Below are 20,327 nucleotides of genomic sequence, written 5' to 3'. Positions count from 1 at the left end.
TTCCTGCCTAGTCATTCTCACCTGGCTTGCGCCGCGAACCCCGTTTTTGTCGTTATGCTGTGACCGGTTCCTCTGGTTTGGGCTGATCGAGATCGAGAATATGCGCAACAATACCACGGGCGATTTCCCTTTCACCCATGATCACTGCATCTGCCCCCAAATCCTGCAAATGCTGAACTTCTGCGTCCGAATGTGCACGGGCCAGAATACTGATCACCGGGTTGGCCGCACGCGCCTTGACCACAATCTGTCCTGCTTCAAAAGCGTTGGGAATAGCAATGATCAGCTGACGCGCCTCCGCAAGATTGGCTGCTGCCAGAACATCCCCATTTGCAGCATTTCCAACAATTGTTTCGACCTCATCATCGCGGAGTTTTGCGACGGTTTTGTCAGCGTCCTCGATAACGAGAAACGGTTTGCCTGCTTCCTTCAGCGCATCGCCGACCAGACTGCCGACGCGTCCATAACCGATAAGGACAGCGTGACCGGTAAGCGATGTCTGATGCAGTTCCTCCACATCAGGCTCTTCAACAATGACGGTTTCCGGGCTCGCGTCGACCGCAGGCGCTGATCGTTTTTCCAGCCAGGGTTTGAGATAACCGACGCCGGCAAACACCAGCGGATTCAAAAGAATCGAAAGGATCGCGCCACCCAAAATGAGATCCCGGCCTTCTTCCGGTAGCATGCCGAAACCAACACCAAGCTCAGCGAGAATGAACGAGAATTCGCCTATCTGCGCCAGACTCGCCGAAATAATCAGGGCCGTGCCGGTGGGATAACCAAAAGCCAGTACAATGAAAAATGCGGCGATGGATTTGCCGACGACGATGATGGCCAGAGTAGCCAGCAGGGGCAGGGGATCGTTGATGATCGTCATCGGATCAAACAACATACCGACCGACACGAAGAACAGCACGGCAAAAGCGTCGCGCAATGGCAGGGATTCCTCGGCGGCACGATGGCTGAGTTCGGACTCGCTCATGATCATGCCAGCAAAGAACGCGCCGAGCGCCAGCGAGACGCCGAACAGTTTTGAAGCGCCGAAGGCTACGCCCAAGGCAATTGCCAGAACGGCTAGGCGGAAAAGTTCACGCGAGCCGGTGTGGGCAATGGTGTGGAGCGTCCACGGAATGACACGGCGGCCAACCACGAGCATGAGCGCAACAAATGCCGCAACCTTGCCCAGTGTCAGCGCAATGATGCCGCCAATACCAAGATTGAAATAGGCAGCTATTGGATCACTTGCCACATGGGCAGCAGCATCAGCGGCGGGGTTCTTGCCATTGACGACATCGGCGATGGCCGGCAAGAGTACCAGAGCCAGAACCATGGCAAGGTCTTCGACGATCAGCCAGCCAACGGCAATGCGTCCGCGCTCAGTCTCGATCAGGCGGCGTTCCTGCATGGCCCGCAGGAGCACAACGGTACTGGCAACCGATAGGGCAAGACCAAAGACAAAACCGGCCTGCATGCTCCAGCCGAGAATCCAGGCGAGGCCTGCACCCAGCAGAGTCGCGACCATGATTTGCACAATCGCGCCGGGAATGGCGATCGCGCGGACGGACAGCAAATCCTTCAGGGAGAAATGCAGACCGACACCGAACATCAGCAGAATGACGCCGATTTCGGCGAGTTCTGAAGCCAATTCCTGATCGGCGACAAAACCGGGTGTATGGGATCCGGCAAGCACACCGGCGAGCAGGTAACCGACAAGGGGAGGAACGCGCAGACGGTTGGCAATCGCACCGAATATGAAGGCCACCACAAGGCCCACAACGATTGTCGCAATCAGCGGCGTTTCATGAGGCATATGTCGGTGTCTCCCCCTTGGTCGTGATGAAAAAATCAAATCAAACTGCGAGCAGCTAATGACTGCCTCAGTATTGCGTACACATGATGTCTTGCAAACAACTTTTGTCAGTCTGCGGCGCAGGAAATGCAATTTTTTCCATACGCCGCAGATATTTAGCCTGAACTGCTTAGATCAAAGTCTGATCAGCTCTTCACAGCCGGGGTTTCGCTCGATCCGATGCGATGGGTATGATTTTTTTCCCACCATGTTCCAAGCAGCAGAAGGATCGGTGCTGCAATGAAGATCGACGAACTTGTGGCGATCACAACACCGAACAACATCGGGAGAGCAAAGTTTTCCACGGCCTTGCCGCCCCAGATTGCCATGGGCAGCATGGCAAGGAAGATCGTCACGGATGTGTAGATACAACGTGCCAGGGTCTGATTGATACTCATATCAATGATCTCGCGCAGTGGCATCTTCTTGTGAATGCGCAAGTTCTCGCGCATGCGGTCATAGACCACGACCTTATCGTTGACGGAATAACCGATCATTGTCAGAAGCGCGGCAATGGCGGTGAGGTTGAAATCCAGACCCATCAGAGCAAAGAAACCAACCGTTTTGGTCGTATCGAGGATGAGTGTGGCAATGGCACCAAGTGCGAAGTGCCACTCAAACCGCCACCAGATGTAAAGCAGCATGGCGATACTGGCGAGGATAACCGCAAGAACACCAGAGCGTGCCAGTTCCTGACTGACCTTCGGCCCGACAACTTCCGAGCTTTCGATCTTCACACCGGCATCGAGCTTTTCGACTGCTGCCTTGACCTTGGTCACAGCGACTGTCTGGGCTTCTTCGCCGCCTTCCTGACGCTGAACACGGATCAGGACCTGATTGTCGCCACCCGCCTGCTGAAGCACAACCTCTCCGAGGCCGAGATCTTCAAGCGAACTGCGCATGGAAGCGAGATCGGCAGGCTTGGATGTGGTGATTGCAACCTGAATACCGCCCTTGAAGTCGATGCCATAGTTGAGGCCCGGGTGGATGAACAGGATGATCGAGGCAATCGACAGGAAGATCGAAACGCCGATACCGAAGAATCGCGCGTTCATGAAGGAGATTTTCGTGGTCTCCGGCACGAGCTTGACCACATGTTCGATGTGGATCGTCTTCATCTTCCGGCGGCGCACAATAGCCGTCATGACAATGCGGACAACAGTAACGGCAGTGAACATTGAAATGAGCGTGCCAATGACCATCGTCACCGCGAAACCACGGATTGGACCGGTGCCGAAGAGGAACAGCAGCAGCGTCGAAATAAGGTGGGTGACGTTGGCGTCCACGATGGTTGCGTAGGCATGTTTGAAACCACGGTCGACAGCGGCCATGGCGCCAATGCCTTTGCGGGCTTCTTCCCGGATACGTTCGTTGATCAGAATGTTCGCATCGACCGCGAAGCCGATACCAAGGATAATAGCGGCAATGCCGGGCAGGGTAAGGGTTGCGCCGATGAGGCTGAGGACGCCGAATGTCAGGATAACGTTAAGCGCCAGCGCCAGATTGGCAATGAAGCCCCATGTTCCGTAAAGAACAAAGATAAAGCCGACAACGAGGGCAAAACCGACAAGACCGGTTAGGATACCCATCTTGATGACGTCGCCGCCAAGATCTGGGCCGACAGTACGCTCTTCAATAACGGTCAGGGGTGCTGGCAATGCACCGGCGCGGAGCAGAGCCGCTGTGGTAACCGTGTCCTGAACGGTGAAGTTGCCGGTAATCTGACCGGAGCCACCGGTGATTGGCACCTGAATCACCGGTGCAGTCAGCACTTTGCCGTCGAGCACGATGGCGAACGGACGGCCGACATTCTGGCTGGTAATGTCAGCAAACTGACGCGCACCAACATTGTCGAAGCGGAAGGAAATGATCGGCTGATTGGTCTGCGGATCAAAGGCTGCACGGGCGTCCGTGAGACGTTCGCCACTGAGAGCGACGCGATCCTCGACCGGATAAGTCTCGGCAGGGTTTTTAGCATCCGGAAGGATGGAGATGCCGGGCGGCGGCGTATCGCCGAAATTCCGGTCAGCAACCATGTGGAATGTCATCTTGGCCGTGCTGCCGAGCAGCTGGCGCAACTGCGATGGATCCTGAAGACCCGGAAGCTGGACAACGATACGATCTGAACCGACACGCTGGATCGAAGGTTCGGCAACACCGACCTGATCGACGCGGCGGCGGACAATTTCAAGACTCTGCTGCAAAGCGTTGTCGAGCCTGTCTTTCATACCAGCGTCAGTCAATGTGAGGCGTACCTGATTGTCAGTCGCGGTAATGTCGATATCACTCACAGGAGCCGCAAAGCCGACCTGTGCGACTTGAGCTGTCAGTTCTTTCAGCACAGTTACTGCACGGTCACGCTGTGCCGGATCAGTAATCGTAACGACGACAGAATCACCAGCCAGCCGGATGGACTGAGCCTGAATCCGCTCGGTGCGAAGCTTATTGCGAGCGTCATCGAGCATGGCGCGAACACGGTCTTTTTCAGCGCCGCAGCATCGACTTCAAGGACGAGGTAAGAACCACCGCGAAGATCGAGACCAAGCGCGATCTGCTTCTTTGGCAGCCAGTTTGGCAATGCATCAAGCTGAGCCTTGGTGAACAAATTCGGGAGCGCAAGAATAATACCCGCGACAATAATGAAAATATAGGTTCCAAGAACCCATTTCGAAGTACGCATATCAGTGTTCCGTTATGAATTGCGGCTGTGCTGCCGAGAGATGATGTCACCTGTTCCGGGCGGCTGCCGATGTTGTTGGTTGTGTCCGTTGCCGAGCAACAGACAGCCTCAGGCAGTAGCGGAGGGAGGTGCCCGGGCCCTGAAAAGGCTGATCTGTTCAAGAATGATGCTTGAACGAATTTCGTTTGAGGCCGTGTGATGACGATCTGCGAAAAAGAGCTGGCGGGTATTCGGCAAGAGGCCGTCATGCGTTTCTGCGTTCGCGCGTAGGCTGCTCTTGATTTTAAGGTGCAGGGCCTCGAGGGCGGCGATACGCATCGAATTCTGTGCGGGCGCTGAACGATTGTCATTTTCATGCGCCACCCGCGCATCGTCACGAACCGGCGCATTGGCGCGATTATTGCGCAGATCGGTTTCAGGCGCTGCGATATAAAGCGCGCCCAACGTTGCAATAAGCCAGAAAATAGAAATCAGCAGCGGAGCGGACCCACGCCTTCCTGATTTGCCATTCCTGTAAAAGCTCATATGCGTTTCCAATGTTTCACGGCGCGAGCTTTCGACCCTCGTTGCGACTCTATTTATGAAGTCCGGGGACCTGAGTCATCTAAAATCGTCGTGCGTGATGTGCAACAGGTCAAAAAACCCGATCTTTTCCGGTGGTTTGACAGGTGTTTATTCCGTTTTGCGTGCAGGAAACAGGAATCGGGTGGTTGTTGGCGGTTGAATGAGTTTCCATCACGCATCGTTTTTGATTTGGGAAATTCAGATGCCTGACGTTGTGGATAAGCCGGAAAATATCGATTGGGATGCCGCAGAAACAGCGCTGAATAGTTTTGGTTGTGCTGTTCTGCGCAACGTTCTTTCAAGATCGGATTGTCAGAATCTGGCGGATGCCTATCCCGACGATGCGGCCTTTCGCAAACGTATCGTTATGGCGCGGCACGGGTTTGGGCGGGGCGAGTACAAATATTTTTCCTACCCGCTTCCGGCACTCGTGGCCTCATTGCGGCAGTCGCTGTATGAGCCGTTGGCATTGATAGCCAATCGCTGGAATGAGCAGATGGGCATCGAAATTCGGTATCCAAAAAAGCATTGGGCTTTCATCGAACGTTGTCATGCTGCCGGGCAAGACCGGCCCACACCATTGCTGCTGGAGTATAGCGAGGGTGATTATAACTGCCTGCATCAGGACATTTACGGCGTTCATGTCTTTCCGCTGCAGGTCGCGTTCCTGCTGAAAGAGCCCGAAAAAGATTTCAGCGGCGGAGAGTTTGTCCTGACGGAACAGCGTCCGCGCATGCAATCGCGTGTCGAAGTGGTGCCACTCAAGCAAGGCGATGGTGTGATTTTTCCGGTGAGCCAGCGCCCGGTCAACGGATCGCGCGGATTTTACCGGGTGAATATGCGCCATGGCGTCAGCCGTATCAGAAGCGGCAAGCGGCATACGCTTGGGATTATCTTTCACGATTCGAAGTAGGGGGATTGCAGTATCAGGTGGGTTTATCTCCCCCCTTGTGGGGGAGAAAGCGATTTCAGCATCTTAGCCTCTTGGCTAAGTGCTAGAAATCGCAAGAGAGGGGATTGGAGATTGATCACTATCCCCCTCACTTGGATTTTCTAAGGATTTAGCAAAGAGGCTAAATCCAAGAAAATCCTTTCTCTCCCGCAAGGGGAGAGATAACGGAACTATATTCTGCAATTGTAGCCCTGCCTTGCAGCCACCCAATTCCCTCATGGTGAGCCTGTCGAACCACGCACCAACGTATTGCGGCCATCACCTTGCATCGGGTTGCGAACACACGCATTGTAAACGCGATCTGCTTTGTGTGAGGCCTCGATGGATTATCTTATTTTCTGGGAATGGCTCAGCTTTGCAGCACGCTGGCTGCATGTCATCACAGCGATTGCCTGGATTGGTTCATCATTTTACTTCATCGCGCTTGATCTTGGATTGCGCCGCCACCCGAATTTGCCGCAGGGCGTAAACGGCGAGGAATGGCAGGTCCATGGCGGCGGTTTCTACCATATCCAGAAATACATGGTCGCACCGCCCAATATGCCGGAGCATCTGATCTGGTTCAAATGGGAGTCCTATGCGACCTGGCTGTCCGGTTTTTTCCTGCTGTGCATCGTCTACTACGCTGGTGCGGATCTGTTTCTCATTGATCGCAATGTGCTTGATGTCTCGACCCCTGTTGCGATCCTGATCTCTCTGGCCTCGATAGGACTTGGCTGGCTGATCTACGACTTGCTGTGCAAATCACCGCTGGCCAGCAATGATACCGCGTTGATGATCATTCTGTATGCGGTCATCGTCTTCATGGCGTGGGGATACACGCATCTGTTTACTGGCAGGGCGGCTTTTCTGCATCTGGGGGCGTTTACTGCCACCATCATGTCGGGCAATGTTTTTTTGCTCATCATACCAAATCAGAAGAAAGTGGTTGCCGATCTCATAGCTGGAAAAACACCTGATCCGAAGCTGGGAAAGCAGGCGAAACAGCGCTCGACCCATAACAATTATCTGACGCTTCCCGTTATTTTTCTGATGCTGTCGAACCACTATCCCCTGGCGCATTCGACCGAATTCAACTGGATCATAGCAGCCCTTATCTTTGTTATCGGCGTGCTGATCCGTCACTATTTCAATTCGAAACATGCGGGAAAGGGTAATCCTCATTGGACCTGGCTTGCCTCTGTTGTTCTCTTCATTGTGATTATCTGGTTGTCCACCGTGCCAAAGATTTTGACCGGTGAGATGAAGACGCCGGATACCGCTGCGGCTTTTCTGGCGGCGCAGACTTTCCCGCAGGTGCGGGATACCGTAATGGGGCGCTGTTCCATGTGCCATTCGGCTCAACCATCCTGGGAAGGGCTTATGACGCCGCCAGCGGGGCTGCGTCTCGATACGGATGAATTGATAGCAATGCATGCCCGTCAGATTTATGTGCAGGCGGGTGCAAGCCACGCCATGCCGCCGGGTAATCTTACTCATATTACGGATGCCGAACGCGCCCAGATTGTTGCGTGGTACCGCTCGGCAGTTGCAGGAAAAACTACCCAATGACTGAATTGCTGCTGCGTGGGCGGATATTGACGTTCCACGACGAACCTTTGGCTGGCGAAGCGAGCCCCGAGACGTTTACTTATCTCGAAGATGGCGGGCTTCTGATCCGCGATGGCAAGATTTGGGCCGTTGACGATTTTTCGCGCTTGCAGGCAGGTGAAGGCCGGAACGTCGAAGTGATTGATCACCGTCCTTATTTGATCATGCCGGGTTTCATCGATACGCACATCCACTACCCGCAAATGCAGGTCGTGGGCTCCTATGCGGGCGAGCTGATGGAATGGCTGAACAAATACACCTTCGTTGAAGAGCAGAAGTTCTCCAATCAGGGGCATCCGGAACGTATTGCCTCGGCTTTTTTTGATGAGCTGATACGGCATGGCACAACCACGGCCGCCGCTTATTGCACGGTTCACAAAGCGTCGGTCGAGGCGTTTTTTACTGAAGCGGACAAGCGCAACATGCGTATGATTGCTGGTAAAGTGATGATGGACCGCAATGCTCCGCCCGGCCTTCTGGACACGGCTCAATCGGGCTATGACGATAGCAAGGAACTGATCCGCAAGTGGCATGCTAAAGGGCGCCAGCTCTATGCAATCACGCCGCGCTTTGCGCCGACATCAACGCCGGAACAACTGGAGATGAGCGGAGCGCTGGTGCGCGAATATCCAGAGCTGCATGTCCAGACCCATCTTTGTGAAAACACTGCGGAAATAGCCTTTGTCGCCGAACTTTTTCCATGGAGCCGTGATTACACACAGGTCTATGAGCATTATGGCCTGCTTGGTCCCAAGGCCTTGCTCGGCCATTGCATTCATCTGAGCGATGCGGAAATTGCCTCCATTGCCAATAGCGGTTCCGTTGCCGTTTTTTGCCCGACCTCCAACCTTTTCATCGGGAGCGGCCTGTTCAATCTCGCCCGTTTGGAAGCGTCTCACCCGCCTGTGCGTCATGCGATTGCCACGGATATCGGTGGCGGTACATCCTATTCCATGCTGCGCACACTGGATGAAGGCTACAAAATACTGAACATTCAGGGACAGCGGTATCATCCGCTCCGGTCATTTTATCAGGCGACGCTTGGCAATGCTCGTGCGCTTTCATTGCAAGGGATCATCGGCTCGTTCATGCCGGGCACGGAAGCCGATTGTATTGTTCTCAATGCCCGCTCAACGCCCGCAATGCGCTTGCGGATGGAAACAATTGAAACGCTGGTGGAAGAGCTTTTCCTTATGCAAACGATGGGGGACGACCGGACCATTGCCGAAGTCTACGTGGCAGGCAGCCCCGCCAAGAGCAGACTGGCTTCGTAGCTCTGATTTGCAGCTTCTGCGGAACCAAGTGATGCTCCGGCCCGTTCGGCTCTGTCACTTCCTCGGGTTCCAAGGGTCAGCATGGCAACGCAGCATCGCGATTTGAGAACCGGACAGCCAATCTGGTTGAAGCGTCCGGCAAATAATGTGCAATACAGTGCGCTTTCAAACGATATTTCGGTGGACGTGGCTATCGTCGGAGCGGGGATCAGCGGTGCACTCATCGCGGAGAGTTTAACCGAAGCCGGGTTTTCTGTTGCGGTTTTTGACAGGCGCAAACCCGTAACGGGCTCGACACCGGCGAGCACTGCACTGCTGCAGTTCGAAATTGATACCCCGCTGCATCATCTGGCGAGAAAGATCGGCCTTGTAAATGCCGAGCGTGCGTGGCGGCGTTCAAAGCTCGCCGTCGATGTCTTGCGTGAGCGAACCCGTGAACTCGGCATATCCTGCGAAATGCAAAACCGGAATTCGCTCTATCTTGCCGGCGACGTTCTGGATGAAAACGGACTGCGCAAAGAGATGGACGCTCGCCGTCACGCCGGATTTGAAACACGTTTGCTGACACGGGATGAACTGAAAGCACGGTTTGACATTGATCGGGCGGCTGCCTTGATGTGCTTCGACAATATCGAGGCCAACCCGCGTAAACTGGCCCATGGATATTTGCGGCAGGCTGTTGCCCGCGGTGCGTCAGTCTATGCGCCTGTCGAAATCGTGTCTGTGGAATCAAACCCAAGACATGTGTTGGCGATGACAAAAGAGGGTCTCAAGGTTCGTTGCAAGCACCTTGTTTACGCAACGGGGTACGAAATGCCGGATCAGGTGCCGAAGGCAGGCCATCAGATTATCTCGACCTGGGCGCTGGCAACACCGCCGCAAAAGGAAAATCTATGGCCGGAACGTTGTCTGATCTGGGAAGCGTCTGATCCCTACCTTTACATGCGTACCACGCGAGATGGCCGGATTATCGTCGGTGGTGAGGACGAGGAATTTGAAGACGAGGCCAAGCGTGATGCCAAACTGCCGGCCAAAACCAAAGCCATACTTCGCAAACTGAAAAAGCTCTTCCCAAACGTGAAGGCTGAAGCGGATTTCGCGTGGACGGGCAGTTTTGGTGCCAGTGACACCGGCTTGCCATCCATCGGGCAAATTCCGGGCATGGACCGCTGCTACGCCATATTGGGATATGGCGGCAATGGCATCACGTTTTCGATGGTTGCAGCGCAGCTTGTTCGCGGGCTGATTACCAAGACAGGCGATACGGACGCCGATCTCTTCGCATTTGAAAAAAGCTGATTACTCGACGCGATAACCCACTTCGGCGGCGGCGTGACCCAATGTCAACCAGAACGACCGGGCAAAGGTGCGGAAGACATAGAGATCGAATGTTTCCTCATCGATGCGTTGGATATTCGTGTGAATGTCATGGTGCAGTGTCGCGCGGCCGAATCCGACAGGAAACGCATGTTCGGAAAAATCGATTGCGAAAAGCTTGGACAACACCCATTCGGACCATGGGCCTTTGACCCGGATGGCCGTGCGGCCGTGGGTCAAATTGATGACTGTTCCGGCCTCAAGATGAACCGCACTGCGTAAACGCTCTTCCAGATCGCTCGCCTGTGCCACGACAAAATATCGGCCCGGCGCGAAGCCAAAGACCGATTTTTCACCGGCGCTGCGGCCAGCACCCGGTTTATCGGGGACGTTTAGCCCCGTCACATTGCTTATTGCTGTCACGACGGCAGGAATGGTCTCGCGCCAGGCGGTAACCTGTACAATCGACAGGGCTGCTCGCTCGTGGAGCGTGATACCGATGCCACCTGCAGCATTGCCATGATCACCGGGCACGAACGCGTGCCCGAGAGCAGATTGTGGTTCAGCCATGCATCCGGCTCCCCTCAGGATCAAACATATGGTGACTGACAATTTCCACAGGGCAGTGTTTGCCGCGCAAAAGATCAGTCGCAAAGGCACGATTGCCTATCATTGACGTGCCATGCTTAACCAAGGCGAGTGCGATGTACTTGCCAAGGGCAGGCGAATAACAGGCTGCTGTAACGTGACCGAAACTGTCGGCAGGTTCGCGGGGGGCCGCATCGCTGACGATATGACTGCCGCCGTTGATCGACTGGTTGTCCAGCGAAATCAGGCCAACGAGCGACAATCGATTTTCGTCAGTCAGCCCGGCGCGGTCTTTCATGCCAGACCCGATATAGGGTTTCTTCTTCGACAACATCCAGTCGAGATGCAGATCGTGCGCCGTTGTCCGGCCATCGATTTCGGCACCGGTAACGTGACCCTTTTCGATGCGCAGCGTTCCGAGCGCTTCCAGCCCATACGGCATGATGTCGTAAGTTTTACCTGCCTCCAGCAATGCTTCCCATACCTGCGTGCCAAACCCTGCACCGCAATAGACTTCATAGGCGAGTTCACCGGAGAAGGAGAGGCGGCAGATCATGACAGGAATATCGCCGATTGATCCGTAGACAATACCCATGAAAGGCAGTGTTGCATTGTCCACCTTGGTCCCTGTAACGCAAGCTTCCAGAACGGCGCGAGCATTCGGACCGGAAATGGCTGTACCTGCCCAGACATCGGTGACGGATGTCAGATGCACACGCAGGTCAGGCCAGACGCAATCGAGGTAAAACTCCATATGCTGCATGACATTTCCGGCATTGGCCGTGGTGGTTGTCATCAGAAACTGTGTTTCACTGAGCCGCCATGTGGTGCCATCATCAAAGACAATGCCGTCCTCACGCAACATCAGGCCATAGCGCGCCTTGCCGACAGGCAACGTGGAGAACATGTTTGTGTAGACGCGATCAAGAAACTCGGCAGCGTCCGGCCCTTGAATGTCGATTTTGCCGAGCGTCGAGACATCTACGATGCCAACACTCTGGCGCACGGCTCGCGCCTCGCGAACATAGGCCTGCTCGACTGTTTCGCCGTGGCTGCCATAGATCATCGGGCGGTGCCACAGTCCTGCTTCATATGTTTTGGCGCTGTTGGCGAGATGCCAGTCATGCATGGGCGTCAGCCGGTGCGGCCGCAAATCGCCGTAGCGCTCGCCAGCAATGGCGCCGAACGAAACAGGGGTGAACGGCGGACGGAAGCGTGTGGTTCCCGCTTCCGGAATGGTGATGCCACGAACATCGGCCATGATGGCCAGGCCGGGGATGTTCGAGGTCTTGCCCTGATCTGTAGCCATGCCAAGTGTGGTGTAACGCTTCAGATGCTCGACCGAGTGAAACCCTTCACGATAGGCGAGGCGGATATCATCCGCAGTGACATCGTGCTGAAAATCAACAAAGGCCTTTTGCGATTTAACCGCTGGTTCGATCTCGAAAACCGGCGCAGGCGATGGGTCGAACATGGGCGCATCGACGCTGGGCAGCTTTGCTTTGGCTTTTGACGACGAGCCTTTGGTCGCTCCGTCGGAGAAAACACTGACTGTATCCATGTAACCGGCTGAAGAGCCTGCAGTAACCCAGTTCTGGTTGGGTTCCGGCGGAAGGAACGCCTGCAGATCTTCGTCCCATTCCGGCTTGCCACCCGCCTGACTGGCGAGGTGAATAGCCGGAGACCAGCCGCCGGAAACACCGAGACAGTCGGTCTTGATCTCGCGTGGTGTTCCGGAAACATGACCCGTTACGGCATTGAAATGCTGCACGGTGATCGAACTCAGAGTCTTGCCCGCATGGGTGCCCGTCACTGCATGGCCAAGAACGAGCTCGGCCCCGATTGCCGTTGCAATCTCGCTGCAAGCACCGGAAACGTCCAATCGCACATCGACAATGGCAGCAATATTAACCCCGGCTTGGGCCATGGCGCGTGCGGCTTCATATGCACTGTCATTGTTGGTGAAAAGCGTGACGTTGTTTCCCGGCGCCACACCATATTCGACAGCATATCGCCGTACCGCATCTGCCAGCATGACACCGGGGCAATCATTCCCCGGAAATACGATCGGCCGCTCGAAGGCACCGGTTGCAAGGATGGTCTTGCCTGTGCGGATGACCCAATGCCGCTGACGGGCCTGTCCCTTGGTGCGGTTCGGCTTATAATCTGAAAGATGTTCGATGGCAGTCAGAACATTGCCGTCGTAATAACCCCAGACAGAGGTGCGTGTGAGAAACCGGACATTGGGCCTGCCGGCAAGTGCTGCAGCTTTTTCCCGTGCCCAGACGGCGGCATTGCGCCCATCAATGATTTCGGCTGATGCGAGCAGAGAGCCGCCCGCAACCGGCCGTTCTTCAGCGATGATAACGCGGGCCCCGGTTTCTGCAGCGGCTTCTGCGGCGATCAATCCAGCTGGCCCGGTGCCAACCACGAGTACGTCGCAAAAAGCATTCACGCGCTCATAGTGATCAGGATCTGCAGCAATGCCTGCCTTGCCAAGCCCGGCGGCCCGGCGAATGAATTTCTCGCAGAACATCCAGAACTTTGTGCTGCGAAGCGGACCAATCGCCGGTCCCATAAAGGTCTTGTAGTAGAAACCCGCTGAAAAAAGCGGCCCTGCAAGCTGATTGATGGCCATGAAATCATGCTCGAGCGATGGAAAGCGGTTCTGGCTTTCCGTCACGAGGCCATCGTGAATTTCCAGCTCTGTCGCACGGACGTTGGGCTCGCGAACATCACCGGAAAGAACGGTAACAAGCGCATTGGGTTCATCGCTACCTGCCGCAAACACACCGCGCGGGCGATGGTATTTGAATGAACGGCCGAAAAGCGTGATACCGCTGGCAAGCAGAGCAGAGGCAAGCGTATCGCCCGGGTGGCCGCTATAGGCTTTGCCGTCAAACGTGAAGCGAACAGTCTTGCTGCGATCGATCCGACCGCCTTTGGGGAGCCGCGAACTGGTCATGGGCGATCACCGCTTTTGGCCGTTCCGGTGGTATCACGGGCAAAGCCGACCGATGAAATGACATGCGTGGCCATATCGCGAGTCACGATCAGATGCTGACGGCAGCCGCCGCTGTGCAACCAGAATTCGCGATGCGAACCCATGGGGTTGGCGCGATCGTAGACATAAGCGTTCCATGCAATCTGATCGGAGGATGCCGGATCGGGGCGTTGGCGTGTTGCATCGCCTTGATAGGTGAATTCGATGACGTCACGCGGTCCGCAATAGGGGCATTTGATTATCATGGTCTTCTTGTCTCGAAAGCGAATCTGTTGCGTTTTGACGTTTTATTGCTTGGTTGTGCCAGTCAACAGTGTGGACCTGAACTGGTCAAGATGAGGACGAAGAGAAGGTGAGCAAAACCGTTATTTTCGCAAGAATTTCCTATTGGCAAGCGAGTGACGATTCATGATTACCCCAGCATTATGCTACTGTCTGATGACAAGGGTGGTCATCACGATAGCGGCGAGCAGTATCAGCAAGCCGACCAGTCCCGGACGTGAAAGCATAAAGTGCCTTGATTGTGCCGACATGAACGGGCAAATCGACGAAGCAAACTATTCATAAATGGATCTAGACCTGTGATCTCATATTTTCTTCGGCAGATTCTTCTGACGATTGTCGCTGTTTCGTTTCTGGCAGCCCCATTGTCTATGGTAAGCGCCCAGACGCCGGCACCAGCACCGGCCCCCGTAGCGGCGGCTCCAGCTCCTGCACCAGCGGCGCCAGTTCCTGCCGCTCCCGCACCTGCAGCAGCGCCAGTGGTCCAATCGGGTATCGTTGCCGAACAGCGTCCTGCCATCGATGCACTGAAGAAGCAGATATCGGCCTACGAACAGAAATTCAAACAAAAGGCCGATGCGGATGCGGCTCTTGCGAACCTTCGTCTCGATCTTGAGGCCACGGCAAAGAAGTTGCTGGATATCGGTGTCTCTTTCAGACCGCGCATCACCGAGATCAATTCCAGGCTGGAACAGTTGGGCGCACCGCCTGCGCAGGGCCAACCGGCTGAAGCGCAGATCGTTACCGACGAGCGGATGCGGCTGACAACGGAAAAAGCCGAGATCAATGCGGTCTTGGGTGAAACCGAAGACCAGTTGCTCGAAGTCAACAAGATGATTGACGCGATCGGCGATGCGCGTCGTGAGCTGTTCGCCAATACGTTGTCGCAGCGCGTTGACATCAATTATTCGCTGGGCAGCGAAGTAATGGATGCCTATGGCCGTGAAATCGGTACGATGAACCAGCTGATTTCGTCATGGTGGCGGTTTGTTATCACATTTAAATGGCAATCAGCGCTGGCCGCTGCGTTCTTTGCCGCCATGGCCGCTCTTGTCCTTCTGATTGGCGGCCAACGTACGCTTGGCCACCTCTATCTGCGCGATCCTGCCCTGGAAGAGCCATCCTATCTCAGCCGTCTGGCGGTTGCCTTCTGGTCAACCCTGATGCGGTCTCTGACAGTAGTCGTATTCCTTGCCACAACATACGTTTTCCTGAATTATTTCAATATATTGCGGCCTGATATCGCGTCCCTGTTTTATACGTTGTTTTGTGTTATCGGCATTGTCTATTTTGTGCACGCGCTCGCCGAGGCCGTCATTTGCCCTGGCGCACCCAACTGGCGCCTTGTTCAAGTGGCTCCCCGGCCTGGCCGCATTCTCATGGTCCTGATCACGGCGACAGCCACGATAACCGGGCTCGATTATCTCGCCGATACAATCAACCAGATTGCCTCATCGCCGCTGTCACTCACTGTTGCAAAAAGCCTTTTCGCAACGGTTCTCGTTGGCTTGCTTATTATTGCCATGGCGTTGCTGAAGCCGTTGCAAGATCCGGAAACGGGAGCAGCAAAGCGCTGGCCAAGGCCCATCAGGCTTTTCCTCTACGTTGTCGGGCTGGTTCCCATCATCGCAGCCCTGCTTGGCTATATCGGTTTTGCGCGGTTCGTTTCACAGCAGATCGTGATCAACGGTGCCGTTCTCATAACAATGTATCTGGGTTTCCTGACGGCTCGTGCTGTTGCCGATGAGAATGCCCTGAGCGGAACCGTGCTTGGCCGTACGGTTCAGACGCGTTTCGGGATTGACGAGTCCACACTGGACCAGCTCGGTCTGGTCGCCAGCATCATTATCAACGTCTTTGTCGTTCTGCTGGGAATTCCCATCATACTGCTTCTCTGGGGATTCCAGTGGAGTGAAATGACAGTCTGGTTTTTAACGATTGCGACCGGGTTTCAAATCGGCTCGGTCACGATCTCTCTGGTCGCCATTGCGATCGGCATCCTGCTGTTCGCCATGTTCTACTTCTTTACGCGCTGGTTTCAGGGCTGGCTCGATATGCGGGTCATGGCACGTGGCAAGCTTGATTCCGGTGTGCGCAACTCGATCAAGACTGCTGTCGGCTATCTCGGCCTTGGTATTGCCGGCCTTATCGGCATTTCAGCCGCAGGCATCAACCTTTCCAGTCTGGCCCTCGTTGCCGGTGGTCTGTCGCTCGGTATCGGTTTTGGTATGCAGGCCATCGTCTCGAACTTTGTCTCCGGCCTTATCCTGCTAGCGGAACGGCCGTTCAAAGTAGGCGACTGGATCGAAACGAGCGGCGTTGGCGGTATCGTCAAGAAGATCAGTGTTCGCGCGACGGAAGTGGAGACTTTCCAGCGCCAGTCGATCATCATTCCGAACTCGTCCTTTATCAACGGCAATGTCGGCAATTGGACCCATCGCAACAAGCTGGGCCGGGTCGAGATTCCAATTGGTGTGTCCTACAAGGTTGATCCACGGCGGGTGCATGCCATCCTGATGGATATTGCGCGCAGTCATCCGCTTGTTCTCAAAAACCCGGAGCCGTTTGTTGCATTCAAAGCTTTGGCCGATTCAACCATGGATTTTGAAATGCGGGTGCATCTGGCCGATCTTTCAAACTCTGGAACCGTGCAGAATGAAATTCGCTTTGCGCTGGTTGATCGTTTTGCTGAAGAAGGTATCGAAATTCCTTTCCCGCAACGGGATGTGAATATCCACCTTGATGACGCCGATGCGATCGTTCAAATGATCACGGAACGCGTGAAAGCTGATCTGGCAGCACAACCGAAAAAGCCAAGGTCTAACGGTTGATGTCGGGGGATAGACTTGTGCATTTTCAACTGGATACTGAAAAATAACAAAGCGTTCAGTTGCCGTTCAGTTTCACACCGCTATAACTATTATCGAAAGGGCAAGTAAGGCCCTCGATAACAGGGGCGGTGGGAACACCGGGTTGAGATGAACAAGTTTGCTGTTGCCATTCTGTTGAGCGTCGTGACTGCTGCACCAGCGTTTGCTGCGAGCATCAAGAACAGCGATGCCAGCGTTCAGACGATCGTTGTTACCGAAGGCTCTGCCAAATCGCAGGTGCAGGTTGCTGCTGGTGATACGGTTGATTTTTGCAATAGCGGTTGTTTTGTCACATTCCCCAATGGTGATCGTGAAGCTTTGACCGGTGGGGAAAGCATTGAAATCAAAGGCGGCAAGGTTTCAATCAAATAGACAAAACCCAGCCACCAACGGAGATGCAGACCCGGACTGTTTCAACAGTTCGGGTTTTTTAATTTCTGATTTGCTGTTTTTCTCTGGAAGGCATCTCGAACCGGCGCTTGAGGACTAATCTCACGGCAAGAGTTCTCCGCGTTGGCTGAAATCATTTCTGCAATATCATCCGAAATCCTTGCAAAACGCAGCCAGATTGCCACGCGTCGCGGCATGTTTTAGCCATGTCGCAAACAGGCCTTAGCAATGGACAGCACGAACGGCATAGTGCAGAAAATTGGCGAGTGCTGCCAGACCACCGATTGATATCAGAGGACGGAATGAAATGAAGACCCAAGCGCGTGTAGTTGTTATCGGCGGTGGTGTGGTGGGTGTATCAACACTCTATCATCTGGCCAAGAAGGGCTGGAGTGATGTGGTGCTCATCGAGCGCAAGGAACTGACGTCCGGCTCGACATGGCATGCCGCCGGTCTGCTGCCGCTGTTCAACATGAGCTATTCCGTCGGGCAGATTCATAAGTACTCTGTAAAATTCTATCAGGAACTGCAGGAAGAAACTGGCATGAATGTCGGTTTCACCAATTGCAGCAATATCCGTCTCGCCCGTACCAAGGATCGTTGGGACGAGTATATGTATTATGCCGGTGTTGCTGAGACGATTGGCGTTCCTGTCAAGTTATTGACACCGGAGCAGGTCAAGGAAATCTGGCCTCTGGCGGAAATGGACGGAATTCTCGGCGCCATTCAGCATCCGGAAGATGGTTACATTCAGCCGGCCGATTTGACACAGGCCCTGGCCAAGGGGGCACGCGATCGCGGTGCCACCATTTATCGCTACACGACGGTTCTCGGTATCGAGCAGCTGCCGTCCGGCGAGTGGCTTGTCAAAACTGACAAGGGCGACATCACCGCTGAGCACGTTGTTTCGGCAACCGGCAACTTTGCCCGCAAGACCGGCAAGATGGTTGGCCTCGACGTGCCGGTTATCCCTGTTGAACACCAGTACATTGTGACGGAGCCGCATCCTGCCATTCTCGAGCGCAAGGCCAAGGGCCTGCCGGAGATGGGCGTGCTGCGCGAAAGCGATTCATCCTGGTATATGCGTGAGGAAAACGGCGGCTTGCTGCTTGGACCATATGAAAAGGGCGCGCCTGTCTGCTACGTGGATGGGCCGTCCGATGCCAGCGAATACGAGCTCTTCCAGGAAGATCTCGACCGCCTTGAGCCCTATATCGAAACAGCCATTGCCCGCGTTCCAGCCTTTGGTGAAGTTGGTATCAAAAAGGTCTACAACGGCGCTATCGCCTACACCCCCGATGGTTCGCCGATCATTGGCCCAGCACCGCGCCTGAAGAATTTCTGGCTCAATGAAGGCCATTCCTTCGGCGTGACTGCCGCAGGCGGCGCTGGCTGGCAGCTGGCTGAATGGATTGTCGAAGGCGAGCCTTCCATCGACATGATGGGCGTTGATCCCCGCCGCTTTGGTCCTTATGCGACCGAGGGTTATCTTAAGGAGAAGAACGAGGAAGCTTATGCTGAGGTATTCTCGGTGCATTACCCGGATGAAGAGCGCGGTGCTGCCCGTCCGCTGAAGCGTTCACCCTCCTATGATCGCCAGAAGGAACTTGGTGCCGTGTTCGGTACTGTCTATGGATGGGAGCGTGCCAACTGGTTTGCGCCACAGGGCTATGGTCTCGACGTCGCCAAGCTGGATAAGCCCGACGTATTGATGAACCACAATCATCCAAAGCCGGATGCTGATGGAAAGGTGAGAGAAATCTGGTCTTTCCATCGCTCGAATTATTTTGAGCATGTCGGCAACGAGATCAAGAACGTCACCAACAATGTCGGTCTTCTTGATATGTCGGCCTTTGCCAAGATTGAAGTGTCAGGTTCGGGCGCACGCGAATGGCTGGATTCCATTCTGGCTAACCGTATTCCCAAGAAACAGGGTCGTATCGCGCTTTGCCACCTTCTGACCAAGCAGGGCGGCGTGCGTTCCGAATTCACGGTCTACGAATGGGCTCCGGGCAAGTTCTATCTGGTTTCCGCCGGTGCCTACGAGAATCACGATCACGATTATCTCTTCAAGCTGCTTCCTGCAGATGGTTCGGTGACCCTTCGCCCGATTACGCAAATGTATGGCGTGCTGGTTATTGCAGGTCCAAAGAGCCGTCAGTTGCTCGAAAAGGTTACGCGTGCCGATTTATCCAACGAAGCTTTCCCTTGGCTATCCGGCAAGGAAATCAGCGTGGGTACGGCGACGGCACATGCTCTGCGCGTCAACTTCGTTGGTGAACTCGGCTGGGAACTGCATCATCCGATCGAACAGCAGAATACCATTTATGATCTGCTGCTTGAGGCCGGTGCCGAATTTGGCATCAAGCCTTTTGGTATCCGCGCCATGACGGCAATGGCCGTTGAAAAGTCCTATCGCCTGATACCGCGTGAATTGTCGATTGAATACAATGCGTTTGAAAGCGGGCTTGACCGCTTTGTTCATCCGAACAAGGGTGATTTCATCGGCCGGGATGCGGTTGTGAAGGCGCGGGAAGATGGTCTGAAGTGGAACTTCGTCACGCTTGAAGTGCACGTTCCTGGTGTTTCAGACATTGATGCCCGCGGCAGCGAACCGATTTACGCCAATGGTCAGCTTATCGGCCGGGCAACCCATGGCGGCTATGGCTGGCGTCTGGGCAAGAGCCTGGCGCTTGCTATGGTCAAGCCGGACTACTCGGCTTTGGGTACGCAACTTGAGATCAAGATCCTGGGCAAGACACACAAGGCTACCGTCATTCCGGAAGCACCGTTCGACAGTGAAAATGATCGCCTGAGGGCCTAAGTTTTCTGATCGCATTCATGCGTTGGGGAAGGCGTCCGAAAGGGCGCCTTTTCTTTTCGTTCAATAGAGCGTGAATGGCTTTGATCGTGCTTTGTATTCAGCGCGTTTGCGCTACACTTCACCATGGCATCGCATCGGAAAAC

12 protein-coding genes and 1 pseudogene are annotated in these 20,327 nt (G+C 54.7%); 7 read left to right on the top strand and 6 right to left on the bottom strand.

From position 1 onward, the window contains the following. Positions 1-52: 52 nt before the first annotated feature. The 3 genes and pseudogenes from ybaL to HB779_RS17985 all read right to left on the bottom strand — a co-directional run bounded on the left by ybaL (position 53) and on the right by HB779_RS17985 (position 5,054). A complete protein-coding gene (gene ybaL / locus HB779_RS17995) occupies positions 53-1,810 on the bottom strand; it encodes a YbaL family putative K(+) efflux transporter (RefSeq protein ID WP_188343620.1) in 1,758 nt (585 codons plus the stop codon). Positions 1,811-1,995: 185 nt separating this feature from the next. Continuing rightward, a pseudogene (secD, locus tag HB779_RS17990) lies at positions 1,996-4,529 on the bottom strand (protein translocase subunit SecD). Between the two features lie 108 nt (positions 4,530-4,637). Further along, complete coding sequence (locus tag HB779_RS17985) at positions 4,638-5,054, bottom strand: hypothetical protein (RefSeq protein ID WP_188343619.1); 417 nt, start codon at positions 5,052-5,054, stop codon at positions 4,638-4,640. A 241-nt stretch (positions 5,055-5,295) separates the two neighbouring features. Between HB779_RS17985 and HB779_RS17980 the strand changes: the two genes are divergently transcribed. The 4 genes from HB779_RS17980 (at position 5,296) to HB779_RS17965 (ending at position 10,208) form a co-directional block, all read left to right on the top strand. Continuing rightward, positions 5,296-6,006, top strand: a complete 711-nt coding sequence (locus tag HB779_RS17980) for a 2OG-Fe(II) oxygenase (RefSeq protein ID WP_188343618.1) — start codon at positions 5,296-5,298, stop codon at positions 6,004-6,006. 360 nt (positions 6,007-6,366) lie between these two features. Next, positions 6,367-7,596, top strand: a complete 1,230-nt coding sequence (locus HB779_RS17975) for a urate hydroxylase PuuD (RefSeq protein WP_188343617.1) — start codon at positions 6,367-6,369, stop codon at positions 7,594-7,596. Then, a complete protein-coding gene (gene guaD, locus HB779_RS17970; protein WP_188343616.1) occupies positions 7,593-8,909 on the top strand; it encodes a guanine deaminase in 1,317 nt (438 codons plus the stop codon). The genes HB779_RS17975 and guaD overlap by 4 nt, the downstream gene beginning before the upstream one ends. Before the next feature lie 81 nt (positions 8,910-8,990). Then, positions 8,991-10,208: an FAD-binding oxidoreductase gene (locus HB779_RS17965; protein WP_188343615.1), complete on the top strand. Its 1,218-nt coding sequence runs from the start codon at positions 8,991-8,993 to the stop codon at positions 10,206-10,208. Here the strand turns inward: HB779_RS17965 and HB779_RS17960 are convergent, their stop codons facing one another. From HB779_RS17960 to HB779_RS17950, 3 genes are read right to left on the bottom strand one after another with little or no spacing between them, the layout of a single operon-like run. Beyond that, positions 10,209-10,796, bottom strand: coding sequence for a sarcosine oxidase subunit gamma family protein (locus HB779_RS17960; protein ID WP_188343614.1), 588 nt, complete (start codon positions 10,794-10,796; stop codon positions 10,209-10,211). Further along, a complete protein-coding gene (locus tag HB779_RS17955; protein ID WP_188343613.1) occupies positions 10,789-13,779 on the bottom strand; it encodes a sarcosine oxidase subunit alpha family protein in 2,991 nt (996 codons plus the stop codon). Before HB779_RS17955 ends, HB779_RS17960 begins: the two co-directional genes overlap by 8 nt. Beyond that, positions 13,776-14,063 (bottom strand): sarcosine oxidase subunit delta, encoded by a 288-nt coding sequence (locus HB779_RS17950; protein ID WP_188343612.1) that lies wholly within the window; start codon positions 14,061-14,063, stop codon positions 13,776-13,778. Before HB779_RS17950 ends, HB779_RS17955 begins: the two co-directional genes overlap by 4 nt. Positions 14,064-14,471: 408 nt before the next feature. Here HB779_RS17950 and HB779_RS17945 point away from each other — a divergent pair, with 408 nt between their 5' ends. The 3 genes from HB779_RS17945 to HB779_RS17935 all read left to right on the top strand — a co-directional run bounded on the left by HB779_RS17945 (position 14,472) and on the right by HB779_RS17935 (position 20,184). Continuing rightward, positions 14,472-16,931, top strand: a complete 2,460-nt coding sequence (locus HB779_RS17945) for a mechanosensitive ion channel family protein (RefSeq protein WP_188345994.1) — start codon at positions 14,472-14,474, stop codon at positions 16,929-16,931. A gap of 147 nt (positions 16,932-17,078) precedes the next feature. Continuing rightward, positions 17,079-17,342: a hypothetical protein gene (locus HB779_RS17940; protein WP_188343611.1), complete on the top strand. Its 264-nt coding sequence runs from the start codon at positions 17,079-17,081 to the stop codon at positions 17,340-17,342. A gap of 325 nt (positions 17,343-17,667) precedes the next feature. Then, positions 17,668-20,184: an FAD-dependent oxidoreductase gene (locus tag HB779_RS17935; protein WP_188343610.1), complete on the top strand. Its 2,517-nt coding sequence runs from the start codon at positions 17,668-17,670 to the stop codon at positions 20,182-20,184. The last annotated feature ends 143 nt before the right edge of the window (positions 20,185-20,327 follow it).

Origin of the sequence: Phyllobacterium sp. 628, from assembly GCF_014189505.1 — a bacterium.
Lineage (GTDB): Bacteria > Pseudomonadota > Alphaproteobacteria > Rhizobiales > Rhizobiaceae > Phyllobacterium.
Note: the sequence above shows the minus strand (reverse complement) of the source record. Positions and strands in the feature narration are given on the sequence as shown.

Excerpts from the sequence above, each read along its gene's own strand:
- ybaL (WP_188343620.1), bottom strand. The coding sequence starts at position 1,810 with ATGCCTCATGAAACGCCGCTGATTGCGACAATCGTTGTGGGCCTTGTG.
- HB779_RS17985 (WP_188343619.1), bottom strand. The coding sequence starts at position 5,054 with ATGAGCTTTTACAGGAATGGCAAATCAGGAAGGCGTGGGTCCGCTCCG.
- HB779_RS17980 (WP_188343618.1), top strand. The coding sequence starts at position 5,296 with ATGCCTGACGTTGTGGATAAGCCGGAAAATATCGATTGGGATGCCGCA.
- HB779_RS17975 (WP_188343617.1), top strand. The coding sequence starts at position 6,367 with ATGGATTATCTTATTTTCTGGGAATGGCTCAGCTTTGCAGCACGCTGG.
- guaD (WP_188343616.1), top strand. The coding sequence starts at position 7,593 with ATGACTGAATTGCTGCTGCGTGGGCGGATATTGACGTTCCACGACGAA.
- HB779_RS17965 (WP_188343615.1), top strand. The coding sequence starts at position 8,991 with ATGGCAACGCAGCATCGCGATTTGAGAACCGGACAGCCAATCTGGTTG.
- HB779_RS17960 (WP_188343614.1), bottom strand. The coding sequence starts at position 10,796 with ATGGCTGAACCACAATCTGCTCTCGGGCACGCGTTCGTGCCCGGTGAT.
- HB779_RS17955 (WP_188343613.1), bottom strand. The coding sequence starts at position 13,779 with ATGACCAGTTCGCGGCTCCCCAAAGGCGGTCGGATCGATCGCAGCAAG.
- HB779_RS17950 (WP_188343612.1), bottom strand. The coding sequence starts at position 14,063 with ATGATAATCAAATGCCCCTATTGCGGACCGCGTGACGTCATCGAATTC.
- HB779_RS17945 (WP_188345994.1), top strand. The coding sequence starts at position 14,472 with ATGGTAAGCGCCCAGACGCCGGCACCAGCACCGGCCCCCGTAGCGGCG.
- HB779_RS17940 (WP_188343611.1), top strand. The coding sequence starts at position 17,079 with ATGAACAAGTTTGCTGTTGCCATTCTGTTGAGCGTCGTGACTGCTGCA.
- HB779_RS17935 (WP_188343610.1), top strand. The coding sequence starts at position 17,668 with ATGAAGACCCAAGCGCGTGTAGTTGTTATCGGCGGTGGTGTGGTGGGT.